Annotated in this window: 11 protein-coding genes and 1 tRNA gene; 8 read left to right on the top strand and 4 right to left on the bottom strand. The window is 58.5% G+C overall.

Going from position 1 to position 12,460, the window contains the following annotated elements; genetic code table 11:
• The first annotated feature begins 19 nt into the window (after positions 1–19).
• Genes HMPREF0576_RS06720 through HMPREF0576_RS06710 form a run of 3 tightly spaced genes read left to right on the top strand, consistent with a single transcriptional unit; the run spans position 20 to position 2,312 of the window.
• Positions 20–679, top strand: coding sequence for an FtsB family cell division protein (locus tag HMPREF0576_RS06720; RefSeq protein ID WP_004011253.1), 660 nt, complete (start codon positions 20–22; stop codon positions 677–679).
• Between the two features lie 32 nt (positions 680–711).
• Positions 712–1,284, top strand: a complete 573-nt coding sequence (locus tag HMPREF0576_RS06715) for a DUF501 domain-containing protein (protein WP_004011252.1) — start codon at positions 712–714, stop codon at positions 1,282–1,284.
• Positions 1,284–2,312: a Ppx/GppA phosphatase family protein gene (locus HMPREF0576_RS06710; RefSeq protein ID WP_004011251.1), complete on the top strand. Its 1,029-nt coding sequence runs from the start codon at positions 1,284–1,286 to the stop codon at positions 2,310–2,312. The genes HMPREF0576_RS06715 and HMPREF0576_RS06710 overlap by 1 nt, the downstream gene beginning before the upstream one ends.
• Before the next feature lie 271 nt (positions 2,313–2,583).
• Here HMPREF0576_RS06710 and HMPREF0576_RS06705 read toward each other — a convergent pair whose 3' ends face one another.
• Positions 2,584–3,735 carry a hypothetical protein gene (locus HMPREF0576_RS06705; protein ID WP_004011250.1) on the bottom strand — a complete coding sequence of 384 codons (1,152 nt, stop codon included), beginning with the start codon at positions 3,733–3,735 and terminating at the stop codon, positions 2,584–2,586.
• 249 nt (positions 3,736–3,984) lie between these two features.
• On the bottom strand, positions 3,985–5,352 hold the full coding sequence (locus tag HMPREF0576_RS06700; RefSeq protein WP_004011248.1) for a Na+/H+ antiporter NhaA: 1,368 nt from the start codon (positions 5,350–5,352) through the stop codon (positions 3,985–3,987).
• 73 nt (positions 5,353–5,425) lie between these two features.
• On the opposite strand from HMPREF0576_RS06700, the gene HMPREF0576_RS06695 reads away from it, so the two are divergent.
• Positions 5,426–5,501, top strand: a tRNA-Leu gene (locus tag HMPREF0576_RS06695).
• Positions 5,502–5,524: 23 nt separating this feature from the next.
• Here the strand turns inward: HMPREF0576_RS06695 and HMPREF0576_RS06690 are convergent.
• Positions 5,525–6,271, bottom strand: coding sequence for a response regulator transcription factor (locus HMPREF0576_RS06690; protein ID WP_004011247.1), 747 nt, complete (start codon positions 6,269–6,271; stop codon positions 5,525–5,527).
• Between the two features lie 25 nt (positions 6,272–6,296).
• Positions 6,297–7,256, bottom strand: a complete 960-nt coding sequence (locus HMPREF0576_RS06685; protein WP_036324586.1) for a sensor histidine kinase — start codon at positions 7,254–7,256, stop codon at positions 6,297–6,299.
• A 215-nt stretch (positions 7,257–7,471) separates the two neighbouring features.
• Here HMPREF0576_RS06685 and HMPREF0576_RS06680 point away from each other — a divergent pair, with 215 nt between their 5' ends.
• From HMPREF0576_RS06680 to HMPREF0576_RS06665, 4 genes are all read left to right on the top strand, one after another.
• Entirely contained in the window at positions 7,472–8,368 is an 897-nt protein-coding gene (locus tag HMPREF0576_RS06680) for a Bax inhibitor-1/YccA family protein (protein WP_004011245.1), read from the top strand.
• A 124-nt stretch (positions 8,369–8,492) separates the two neighbouring features.
• Positions 8,493–9,002, top strand: a complete 510-nt coding sequence (locus HMPREF0576_RS06675) for a GNAT family N-acetyltransferase (protein WP_004011244.1) — start codon at positions 8,493–8,495, stop codon at positions 9,000–9,002.
• Between the two features lie 112 nt (positions 9,003–9,114).
• Positions 9,115–10,578 carry an AI-2E family transporter gene (locus HMPREF0576_RS06670; protein WP_004011242.1) on the top strand — a complete coding sequence of 488 codons (1,464 nt, stop codon included), beginning with the start codon at positions 9,115–9,117 and terminating at the stop codon, positions 10,576–10,578.
• A gap of 130 nt (positions 10,579–10,708) precedes the next feature.
• The gene (locus HMPREF0576_RS06665; protein WP_004011241.1) at positions 10,709–12,373 is read left to right on the top strand and encodes a hypothetical protein; all 1,665 of its coding nucleotides are present in this window, start codon (positions 10,709–10,711) and stop codon (positions 12,371–12,373) included.
• The last annotated feature ends 87 nt before the right edge of the window (positions 12,374–12,460 follow it).

The following is a 12,460-nucleotide window of genomic DNA, read 5'->3' as shown; positions in this document are numbered from 1 at the left end:
TTTTTGGGATAATGTCCACGTGAAGCGTCCCAGTTTGAAACCGCGTCAACTCTCCGATGCGGCACAGCCGACCCCGCGCAGCTCGGCGCAGTCAGGCGCTGCCCCGCGGAGAGCTGGGAAGAACTCACGCCAAAACGCCGCCCCGACCTCGCCCGCGGTAAAAGCCCCGTCGCGTCCCCGCGTCGAGGACGCTCCCGGCTCGACCCGTCTGGCACGTATCCTCACCCTGGCAGCAGTAGCGCTGGCAGTATTCCTGGTGGTGTTTTCCCCGCTGCGCTCCTGGATGGATCAGCAGCAACAGGCGCGAGCGCTCGCCGCCCAAATCGCCCAAGTCAAAGCCCAAAACGCCGAGCTGGAAGCGGAAATCAAACGCTATCGGGACCCCGAATATATTTCCCGGCAAGCCCGTGAACGGTTGGGATATGTGAAACCCGGCGAAGTTACCTATGTCGTAGTTGATCCTCCCGGTGCGGAAAAACCGCAGCTGACTAGCGGCTGGACCGATAAAGACACGAATGATTTGCCGTGGTTCCGCCAAATCGTCACCGGGCTGGAAGTCGCCGGGGTGGCTCCCGCCCCTGGAAAACCCGCGAAAACTGCCGGACCGTCCGCGACGCCTGCTGACAAAGCCACCCCCGAAAAAACCTCTAACCCCAAGAACGCCCCGACCCGCAACTGAGCGCTAACCGTAAACTGACAAAGGAGCCCCTTGTGATTACACCTGCTAGCCCGCAAGATTTGCGTATCATCGCAGCTCAATTGGGGCGTGTCCCGCGGGGAGTTATAGGGGTTGCCGCCCGATGCGGCGGTGACGCCGCCGGTCACCCCGCGGTCATTGCGAGCGCCCCGCGCCTGCCCGGTGGCGAGCCTTTCCCCACGTTTTATTACCTGACTTGCCCGGCAGCAGTCGCAGCCGCCTCACACTTGGAGGCAAACGGGGTCATGCGCGAGGCAGAAGCCCTGTTAGCGGCAAACCCGCAGATAGCGGCGGCTTATACGCGCGCCCATGAGCTCTATATTCGCCAGCGCACCCAGGCGGGTGAAGCCGCCGGAATCGGGGAAGTCGCCGAAATCGCGGGGGTGTCAGCCGGGGGAATGCCGAACCGGGTCAAGTGTTTCCACGCCCTGCTTGGACACTCATTGGCGGCAGGTCGGGGAGTAAATCCCATCGGGGATTGGGTGTTGGATCGGTTGGAACAGTTGCCCGCCAGCAACCCGCATCGTTGGACGCCCACGACTTGTGCCTGGAAATTTGACGAAACTGTGGGGGAGGAGAATCGGTAATGCGTATAGCAGCAATTGATTGTGGGACTCACTCGATTCGTTTGCTCATTAGTGAGGTCGACCCCCAGTCCGGGACGATGACCGATGTGGTGCGGTTGAACCGGATTGTGGGCTTGGGCGAAGGAGTGGACCGGACTGGGCACCTGGGGTCAGCCGCGCTGGAACGGACTTTTGCAGCGGTCACGGAATATGCCGAGTATGTGCGCCGTGAGGACGTCCAGAGAATCCGGATGGTGGCGACTTCCGCTTCGCGGGACGCGGATAATTTTCCGGAGTTTAGCGCCGGGGTACAGGCACGGCTGGGGGTTATCCCGGAGGTCATTTCGGGACAACTCGAGGCGACATTGGGATTCACCGGGACGCTCTCGGCGCATCGCGACGTTGCCAGCCCGGCACTGACCGTAGACATTGGGGGAGGTTCCACCGAATTCGCGTTCGGAGAGATTAACCCCGCTACCGGTCGGTTTGACCAGGTCAGTGCCACGGTGTCGATGAATATGGGCTCCACGCGCGTCACCGAACGTTACTTGCGTCCCGCCGAAGATGCACGAGGTGTGCCCTGCGAGGATGCAATCAGCCAAGCTGCCCAGTTTGTCGATGGGATGATTACCCAGGCTGCAGCCCAGGTGCCGTTGGATTGCGCCTGCCAAATTGTTGGGGTCGCCGGTTCGGTCACGACTTTGACCGCCCTGGAATTGGGGTTGGAACGTTATGAGCCGGATAAAATCAACGGTGCCGTGCTGGATTCCGGGGCGCTGCGGGAACACGCCCAGCGCCTGATTCGGATGCCGCACGAGGAAAAAGCCCAGCTGGGACCCATGCATCCGCAGCGGGTGCGCCAGATTGCTGGCGGAGTCCTGGTGTGGGAGCGGATTTTGGCTTGGTTGGAGGCTCATCCGGCTCCCGGTTCGTTCCCGGGTCGCTCGGAATCGGGAACGGTGTCTACCGGCGAACCCCGTGGCGCATTCCCAGTCTTGACCTCTGAAAATGACATCCTCGATGGGATTATCCTGTCCCAGATTCCCTGATTTCCGGGGCTGGTTTTTGAATTTGGTGTCGTGACTTCGCCCGCGCTCTTTGCCTCGGGGTGCCATATCTGGCGCCCCGAGCCGTTCTAAATAGGTTTTACTCCAGGTTTTCGGGGAATTAGAGCGCTGTTTTTTGGTGAGTGTCGGGGCGGGCGTGGATTATAGGGTGGAAATAGGGCTGTAGCTGCCAATAATGGCAGCTACAGCCCAAATACCACCTTATATTCACAACCCCGGCAGGTATCTCCAACCTGGGGCAATATGTTTAGGGCTAGTTTTGCGGATTTGGATTCTGGGTGGAGTCGGTCGGTTCAGGGGACGGACCAGCTTGGTCTGGAATATTCGACCCGAAAGACTGCGGTTGCCCAAACTGGGTCTGGTCAGGCTGATGCTGCTGTCCAAACTGAGTTTGTCCCGGCTGTCCTGGCTGTCCTGGCTGAGCAAAGGGGTTGGGTTGCCCGAACTGGGGTTGTGAGGTCTGCACGGCAGGTTGCCCCGCGCTAGGCTGTGCGAAGGATTGCGTTGGGGCGGGCTGTCCCGGCTGCATGAAGGGCTGTGGCTGCCCTGGTTGTGCGAAAGGTTGTGGCTGTGTGGGTTGCCCAAACTGGGGCTGCCCCGGTTGCCCGTAGTTCATCGGCTGGCCGAACTGAGCCACCGGATTAGCCTTAGCTTTGCTCTTTTTGACCAGCACCACAATCAGAATGACGATTCCGGCAACAATCAGGATTGAAAACAAGGGAATCGCCAGCAAAAAATACCCGGGGACCGACGTTCTGGTTATCCCGGCAGCCGCGAGGTCAGTGTCCGAATCATACTCGGAATCAGCCTTATCGCCACTGGTTCCAGCAGGTATGTCAGGGGAGGACACCACCTTAACCTCGCTGCCAAGGTCGGTCAGATCCAGCGTCACACTGTCACCCTGAAAATCAACGGGTTGCCCGTCCACGGTGGCTGTTTTGATACCGTGGGGCATCTGAATAATCAGGTTCATGGTGATTGAATCCATACCGAGCCCGCTGGTGTCCCCAGCACCGTTCAGTTTCGATTTCAGGTCGTCAATGTCCTCTTTGGGCAGGGTCAGAACCAGGTCATCGCCCTCTTTTTTCAGGTTCTTGCTTGAATTGAGACTCTGTTCCTGAGGCAGAATAATCTCGCATTTCATATCCCCGCCGGTACTCAAATCTTTGACCGTGGCCTCGCCTTCATTTTCCGTATCCGCGAGATCCTGGCAGGTCACTTTCCCGCCGTCGCCCATGGAGGAAAGCATGTCCTTTTCGGCTTCGCTCATCGCCACGATGACCGAAGGCTCAATGGTGTGCTCGTCGATGACTTTCAGTTTGACGTTCATTTCGCAGCCGCTCAATGCCACCAACGCGATTGCCGCTATGCCCGCTACCAAGCTTTTCTTGCGCAAACTCCGCATTTGTGTGCCTTTCTAGGTTTCCAGGAAACGACTCAACGCCGATTCTTCGCTTCGAAAATATCAAATGTGCTCGACGTCTGAAATACCCTTTTGGGTTATTTTCCCCGTCCGCGGGGTCCAGTGGATGCACAAGGGCGGCTCTAGCGTTCCCCAGTCCGTGGGGTCAGCCGGGCGGGCGGGGATGCTTGACTGAATCCTCGCGCAGCCGGGAAACCGCTAACTTTCGCCCAGGAAACCGGGCAAAAAACCTCACTCGTGCGAATGGGCACGACGGAAAGCCAGACGCAGCTGCAGAGCAACCGCACCCAAGATGATGGACAGCGCGGTGCCCATGACCACACCGATAGAACCGGCTTGGGTCAACAAATCGTCGCCACGGAAAGACAGGTGCGAAATCAGCAGCGCCACCGTGAAACCAATCCCTGCCACCAGCGAAATTGGAACCATATCACCCATGGTCACGCCCTTTTCCAAGTGGAGGGGCGTGAACTTTTCCATCACCAATACGGAACCGGAGATTCCCAGCAATTTCCCGAAAGGTAACGCTAACATGACCGCTATCGCCACGGGATTTGCCAGCATTTGCAGCGCCCCACCGGGGGTGTCCACAATGTCCACCCCCGCGGCAAAGAAAGCAAAGAACGGCACTGCAAACGCGGCAGAAACCGGGTTCACTTTCATTGCGATTTGTTCCACCATATTGTGGACTTCCCAATCGCGCTTATCGGCGGGAACCACCATGCCCAGCACCACTCCGGCAATCGTGGCGTGAATACCGGAAACCAGCATGAAGTACCAGGTCAGCACCCCCAGAGGGAGCAGGAAATACCAGTGACCTTTCCGCTTGCGGCACAGGAGCCCAAACCAGGCAGCACACGCCGCCATCGGCAGCAGGAAAACCAGATTCAGGTTAGAGCCATAGAACACGGCGATGACGATAATCCCGCCCAGATCGTCCGCTACCGCCAGGGTCAGCAGGAACGTCCGCGCCCCGTTAGGCAAGCCGCGACCAAAAATCTGCAAAATCGCGACTGCGAAGGCAATATCTGTAGCGGTCGGAATCGCCCAACCGTGCCAAGCTCCAGAGCCAGTGATGGCGGTGACCACTGCGAAGACCAGGGCGGGTCCTGCCATCCCGAAAACGGCGGCAATAATCGGCATCGCCGCGGTGCGGGGATCGTGCAGGGCGCCGTGGGTGAACTCTTCCTTTAGCTCCAACCCGACGGTGAAAAAGAAAATTGCCAGGATACCGTCACGCGCCCACTCTTCAATAGGCATGGACAGGTGCAGTTTTTGCAGCACAGACAGGGTGTCAGTGGCGGCGGCTTGCGCCAGACCAGGGTCGGGCACGAACTGTGCCACTGCCTGATACCCCTCGCGGAAAGGGGTGTTGGCAAACACCAGGGCGAGCACGGCAGCGATAATCAGAATCAGCCCTCCGACGATGTCGTCGGAAACAAACCGAGCAAACCGCTGCTGCGGGCTGAGTCGTTGCTCGCCAGCCTGAACCGCGGCATCGTAGTCCGTCGGGGAAGGACTGGCTAAGTCCGGCTCTCCGAACAGACCCTTGTCGAGGTTTTCGTATTCTTTATCATTGCTTGGCACTTCTTTGTCCATAATCCACAGTCTAGGTTCGATTTGAGTAAATCCCCAAATGAATGGATGATTAACCAAGTTGAAAAATGCGACCGCCCCCGTAGCCCAATGGTAGAGGCAGCTGACTTAAAATCAGTTCAGTGTCGGTTCGAATCCGACCGGGGGTACCATTCCTCCCGCTAATCTGGCGGATTTAGGCGGAAACCAGACCATTTTCGTAAGCAAAAATGACCGCTTGCACGCGGTCGCGGGCACCGATTTTGTTCAGGATATTGCCCACGTGAGTCTTCACCGTAGTCATCGAAATAAACAGCTGCGTGGCGATTTCCTGATTGGTCAGACCTTGTGCGATGAGGGTGAGGACCTCAGTCTCCCGATCTGTGAGGCTGTCCAGCAGGGCTTTATCGACCAGGTTCGCTTCCTCCACCTCGTCCTGTTCTCCGGGCAGCTGGGGAGCGAACATTTCCAGCATCCGTTTCGTCACGCGCGGAGAAATCGTGGCGTCCCCGTGGGCGACATTGCGGATGGCGCCGATGAGTTCCTCTGGTTTGGCGTCTTTCAGCAGGAATCCGCTGGCTCCGGCTCGCAGTGCGGCGAAAGCGTATTCATCCAGGTCAAAAGTGGTGAGGATGAGGACTTTCACGTTTGGGTTGCCAGTAATGATTTCCGAAGTCGCTTCGATGCCGTTCATGTGTGGCATCCGCACATCCATCAGCACCACGTCAGGCGAGGTCGCTTTGACCATCTGTAGTGCGGTTTTGCCATCTGCCGCTTCGCCTACCACCGTGATGTCGTCGGCGGCTTCCAGCACCATCCGAAAGCCCATTCGTATCAGGGATTGGTCATCGACCAGCAGCACTTTGATGGCTTCACTAGGCGCGGACTGTGCGGATTCCGCGGATTGCGCGGTCTGTCCCGGTTCGTTCTCGTTGTCACTCACGTTTCTATTGTCCCCTAAAAGTCGTTCACGCGGGCATGACCCAGCCCTCAGGCTTCGGAGCTTCTGCCTGCCAGTGCAAGGAGGCTTCTACCCGCCACCCGCCGGGGGTGGGACCGGCCTCGACATGACCGTCATAAACCGCAGCACGCTCGCGCATCCCAATCAGCCCTTTTCCGCCGCCGGGGTTAATCCCCGCCAAGGAAGTGGCGTTAAACACGACGATATGAATGCCGTTTCCCTGCACTTCCAAATCAACCTCGACCGCGGTGGAGGCGGGAGCATGACGTAAAATGTTAGTCAAAGACTCTTGGACGATTCGATAAATCGTCAGTTGCAGCGGACCGTCAGCCGGCACCTCATCCCCGGAATACCGGTAAGTAATGGGCAGACCAGCCGCTCGGAACTGGGCAATGAGCCCCTCCATTTCTGCCAAGTCCGGGGACGGGGTGAAACGGACTTCCTCCAGGGAGGATGCGGGGGCGTCTTGCGGAGCGTTGGGGTCAAGGTTCTGGGGCACTTCGGTGGGTTGGCGCAGCACTCCCACCAGGCGGCGGGTGTCTGCCAGTGCTGCCCGCCCCGTCTCGCTCATATTGCGCAAGGCTGCTTTGGCGAGTTCCGGGTTTTTGTCAATCGCGGCGGTGGCGCCGTCACTCATCGCAATCAACACCGTCAGTGAGTGAGCCACAATATCGTGCATCTCCCGCGCAATCCGGGCGCGTTCGTCAGCTACCGCAATCTGTTCGGATTGCTCGCGTTCCAGTTCCAACTGGCGGTTGCGCAACGTCAGCTCGTCCACCCGGTCGCGTCCCAATTGGACGATACGTGCCAGCATCACTGCCACCACCATCAGCAGGGTGATGACCAGCGCCAGCATTCCGCGGGCAGCCAGATTTTCCTGCGGTTCCAGGAATCCCACCTGGACTACCACCAAAATACCGACTCCGAACAGCACTAAGAACGTGACTATGAGCAGCGCGTTTGACACCAAACCGCGCAGGGTTCGGCGCCGCGCGGGGTCAACATTGCCACCGGGCTGGCGAGGAATTGGGGGGGTAGTCACCAACCTATTGTGACATAGCTGGTTTTCGCTGGCTTCGCGACGGGCGGCGTCCCGGAAAATCCCCCCGCAGCAGGAGGACTGAGCCCCGCAGAAACCCGGAAATCCGCTACGATAAAACTGTTGAGACTATAAGGAGCGACATGAGTAATCCAGTGTTTACCCGCAACAAAGTATTTACCGAGCGCACTCCGGGGGGATACCCGACTATGCCCGGCTACCATGTCGGCGGAGGGGCAACTCAGACCTATCCCGGTGACGCTCCCCAAGTGAGCTACGCGCCGGAACGCCCCCAGCAGTTCCCCACTCCGCAGGGACAGGAACAATACGGCACGACTTCTGCCAGCCGTCCCGTCACCATGGACGATGTTTTGATTAAGACGGTGGTGACTTTCGGGACCCTCCTGCTTTTCGGAGCCGGGTCTTGGGCGTTGACCGCGACCAATCCGGGTCTGGGCATGAGCGTGGCGTTTGTCTCGATGCTTGTAGCTTTGGTGTTGGGGCTGGTGAACTCGTTTAAGCGCCGTCCCTCCCCGGCTTTGATTTTGGGTTACGCCGCTTTCGAGGGCGTCATGTTAGGTGGCATTTCCAGCCTGTTCGCCGCGCTTTACGACGGTGTAGTGGTGAAAGCAATCGTGGCGACCTTGGTCACCACCCTGGTGATGCTGGTGCTGTTTAAGACCAAGGTGGTGCGGAACTCCCCGACCTTGATGCGGGTCATCACAGTTGGTATGTTTTCGATTTTTGTGTTCTATCTGGGCAACATGGTGGTCAGCCTCATCAACCCGGCATGGTCTTTCTACGGCCCCAACGCACCAACCATCGGTGGCTTCCCGCTGTGGATTGTGGTCAGCCTCATCGCCATCGGATTAGCCGCGTTCTCGCTGGTTACGGACTTTGACTACATCGTCACTGCGGTCGATAACGGGGCGCCTCAGGAAACCGCTTGGACGGCCGCTTTTGGGCTCATGGTGACCTTGATTTGGCTCTACATTGAGTTCCTGCGGATTTTTGCGTACTTTGCGTCCGATAATAACTAGGTTTGTGTTCCGGAGTTTCCGGTCTGAATGTTCAGCGCAGTTTCGTGTTAACCCGCGGGGAGGATACCGTTTGCCTCCCCTCAGAAGTTAGACTTAGAGAAAACATCACACGGAATCGAGAGTAATGACTGTCAACATTCGCCCGCCAGAAGTTCAGGATGCTGCCGGTATGGGGGTGGCTCATGCCCGCATGTGGCTGGCTAACTACGGTGAATTTATTGACGCAAAATACCGTTCCCGTTTCGATGAGCCGACTTTGGTCGGGCAGTGGCACAATCTGTTGACTTCGGATCCGGCAGGACGCCGCATTGCTATTGCGGTCGAGCACGGTCGGGTGGTCGGTATCGCCATGACGGTACAGACAGTTCGTAACGAGCACGTGACCCCGCCCGCACGGGAACGGGAAGTGTCCATGCACTACCTGATGCCAGAATTTCAGGGGCAAGGTCTGGGACGGCGCCTGCTGGAATACGTGGTCGGTCCTCAAGAGCCAGCCCAACTGTGGCTACCGGCAGGGTATCCGGGGGAAAAACGAGCGCACCGATTATATCGTCGTGCCGGGTTCCTCTCGGACGGAGCCATGACCGGTCGCGAGGTCAACTACGGGCTGACGCTCAACCGGATGGTGCGCTAAGCATTATTCCTTTCACTCGGCATTCGGTCTGTGCTCACCCAGTCGCGATGCTCCAAAAGGCGGGGCGACCAGAATGAAACTTTTGACAACAACCAATCGAAACGGAAGTGCGATGGAAAAGAAAGCGTTATTGAACGCCGGAGCTGAATACAGACGCGGGTGGTGGCGTGAGGTCATTGCCCGGCGAGACACACAAAATCGGGTTCCTAACTTTGACGAGCTGGAACCGACCGCCCCACCGCTGGTGGAAAACGGTCCGAACTCGGCTTATGCTGTGTCGTGGCGAATCCGGGTGGCAGCCAGCTGGGCGTGGCGTTTCCTCGCCATCGTTGCGGCACTGGGGCTGATTCTGTACGGAATCACGAAAGTATCCATCGTCTTTATTCCCCTGGCCATTGCCCTGCTGTTGACGTTGCTGTTGGAGCCGATGCATCTCCGCCTGCAAAAGTGGCACATTCCCAAGACCCTATCCGCGATTATTTCCCTGCTCGTGGGGGTCGGGCTGGTCGTCGCGATGATTTGGATTGCGACTTCGCAGCTGGCGCACGGCGCGCCCGCCCTGCTGGTGAAAGCCGGGGGTGGTTTCGACAAGGCATTAGCGTGGTTGAGTGACGGTCCCCTGAAACTGGATCAGGAGCAAATCGAGAAATATATTCACGAGCTGACTGCCCAAATCACCGCTTTTGCCACCAAGTATTCCTCCTCAATCGCGTCCTCGGCGCTGTCAGTGACCTCTTCGGTCGCCAGCGTAGTCACCACCATCTTGATTTCGCTGTTCTGCCTGTTCTTTTTCCTCAAGGACGGTCGCCAGATTTGGATTTGGTTGATTCGGATGTTGCCGGTGCCCGCTCGTGAGCCGGTACACGAGGCGGCGATTCGCGGCTGGACCACGCTAAATGGTTACATCCGGGCACAGGCAGTGGTGGCTTTGGTGGATTCCGTGTTTATCTCTATCGGAGCCGCGGTCCTGGGGGCGGGGTCGATGACTATTCCGCTGGCTTTGCTCATTTTCATCGGCGCTTTTATCCCGATCGTGGGGGCAGTGACCACCGGGGCTATCGCTGTGCTGATTTTGCTGCTAGATAAAGGTTTCATGGCGGCTGTCATAATGCTGATTGTGATTTTGGCAGTGCAACAGATTGAATCGAACGTGCTGCATCCGATGCTGATGTCCTCCGCGGTTAATTTGCATCCACTGGCAGTGCTGCTGGGCGTGACGGCAGGAACCTTCCTGGCAGGAATCATCGGAGCGCTGCTGGTGGTTCCGGTGATTGCATTCTTTAACACCGTGGTTTTGTATCTGACCGGACACGACTCGATGCCGGAGCTATCCATCCGTCACGACCGAATTGGCGGGGCTCCGGGCACGGTTCACGCCCAGGTGGCGGCGTCTTATATTGGTGGCTCCAAAAAGGACACCGCGAAAGTGATGGCATCCCAGGAACTTTCCCGGCAGCAATCCACCGCGGCGACGGCATCCCCGGCGAAAGACCCGACCGAAAAGGCTGGGGACACCGCTGTTGCTGACGGGCCCGCGACGGACTCGGCAACCCCGGCTGGTTCCGAAAAGTCCTAATCGTGACCTCCCGTCGCCCCCGACGCAACGCCAGCTTCACCGGAATCACGGCAGGGAAAATCGCGACCTTTTTCAAATGCTTCCCACGCCTGTATGTAACAGGAGTAAAAACGTGAGATGATAGGGGAAGTTGAGCCTTACAGGCTGGCTCGCTAAAGTCCCGACGATTGAGGTTGCGATGTCGCTGTTTGAGTATGACCAAGGTCACCTGATTCCTGCCCAGTTTGGCCATCCCGTAGGACCAGAAGCCCAGGGGGAGATTCTGGATTCCATCCGTCGCCAAGTCCTCGAAGTCATTGCGCGCCCGCTTTTCCCTGTGACCTGGAACGATATGACTGTGACGCCGGTGTCTGGGATGCCCGGAGAGTTTGCGGAACCTGCGGGGACGTCACAAGGGTCCGGGGGTGCGGGTCGGACTGAGCACAGTTTTCCCCAGCAGTCCCCGCGTTTGACCGCTTTGGACGGTTCCGGTCAGGTCGTGCTGGTCGAAGTGGTGGATCGGCTGGATTCCAGCGGTTTAATTGCGGCATTGGCACGGCTCGGGGCAGTGTCGAATCTGGGGTGGAATGATTTAGCTGCCGCCTATCCCGGCGGGGTCAGCGCTTTCCGTTCCGGGTGGACGCAATTCCGCGATGCTATGCCACCGAACTTGGCGGCGGGACCGCGCCTGATTTTGGTCGCCACCGAGATTGACCCCGATGTGCGCCCCGCCCTGGACGCGTTGACCCCCTCCGGACTGGAAGTCCATCATGTCAGCGTGCGCGAAATGTCCAACGGGCGTAGGTTCCTGGATGTACAGCGCGTCGCGTCCTCGCTGTTCAGCCACGATACGAATCTTTTGGCAGGCCGGGGAGCCCGCATCCCAGCGATTACCTCTGCCACCGATGCAGATATGCAAAATGCGGAATCTGTGACACCTGAGGCGGAGTCCGGTCCGGATCAGGTGTCCGGAGTGGTCACCGATTTGGCGACCCCGATGGCGCCCGGTTCGGTTCCCGAAGCCGTCGCGCCGGAAGGCGAATCTGGCAGCGCAGAGCCGGCGGAGACGACTTTGCAAACCGTGGTGCCCGACTCGGAACCGGCGGCAGAGACTGCGGACAGTCCGACCCCGGTAGACGAGCCAGAGCTGCAAACTGGGTCAATTTCCCGCCACTCCATTATGGAAGCAGCACGGGCATCGGCAGTGTCCCCGTTGGCTACGGTAGAGGATGACGAGCCGGTAGAGTCGCTGTTTACCACCCATCACGGCAGTGCTGCAGAACCAGACTCGCCGTCCTTTGCAGACATTATTTCCGGCACTGATACCGGGGAGCTACCGCCGGTACATCATTCACACCGGGCGCCTGCCAGCGAAGAAACCTTGGCAGCAGAGGCACAAGCCCAAGCTGAGAACGAACCGGTACAGCCGGTGTCGCCCGCTGAAACTGTGCAAGTCTCGGAGACGTCCCTGACGCGGGAGACACCAGAGACACTAGGGGCGGGTCAGTCAGACGAATTCGACCTGTTGTACCGCGACGCTACCGGGCTGGGTATCATCGCCCAAGTGACCGGGGAGGACACCCCGCTGGTCGCCCTGATTGACTTTAATGGCACCCCGGCAGAAGTCACCGCGATTCTGGCAGAACGCGGGGTCATTATTCTGGAAGGTCGCGAATTTCATGATCCCAGCGATGCGGCACGGGAGCTCGGTCAAGATGTCGACGGCTGGGAGTTCTGGCACCTGGGCTTTAGCGAGGGGCCGACCCTCGCTGAAGCCCAAGCTGAGATTAACGCTGAAATTCAACGCAATCGTTAAATCTCATTCCGGGAAATATTCCCCGTGTGGGGGCTAATACTATTAATTTGTTTCGGTGTGCGTAGAGGGCACACCGAAACATTTTTA

It is taken from the genome of Mobiluncus holmesii ATCC 35242 (assembly GCF_000185445.1).
Lineage (GTDB): Bacteria > Actinomycetota > Actinomycetes > Actinomycetales > Actinomycetaceae > Mobiluncus > Mobiluncus curtisii.
The sequence above is the reverse complement of the archived record's forward strand: the minus strand, read 5'-3'. Positions and strand labels throughout refer to the sequence as shown.

Excerpts from the sequence above, each read along its gene's own strand:
- HMPREF0576_RS06675 (WP_004011244.1), top strand. The coding sequence starts at position 8,493 with ATGACTGTCAACATTCGCCCGCCAGAAGTTCAGGATGCTGCCGGTATG.
- HMPREF0576_RS06710 (WP_004011251.1), top strand. The coding sequence starts at position 1,284 with ATGCGTATAGCAGCAATTGATTGTGGGACTCACTCGATTCGTTTGCTC.
- HMPREF0576_RS06705 (WP_004011250.1), bottom strand. The coding sequence starts at position 3,735 with ATGCGGAGTTTGCGCAAGAAAAGCTTGGTAGCGGGCATAGCGGCAATC.
- HMPREF0576_RS06670 (WP_004011242.1), top strand. The coding sequence starts at position 9,115 with ATGGAAAAGAAAGCGTTATTGAACGCCGGAGCTGAATACAGACGCGGG.
- HMPREF0576_RS06680 (WP_004011245.1), top strand. The coding sequence starts at position 7,472 with ATGAGTAATCCAGTGTTTACCCGCAACAAAGTATTTACCGAGCGCACT.
- HMPREF0576_RS06700 (WP_004011248.1), bottom strand. The coding sequence starts at position 5,352 with ATGGACAAAGAAGTGCCAAGCAATGATAAAGAATACGAAAACCTCGAC.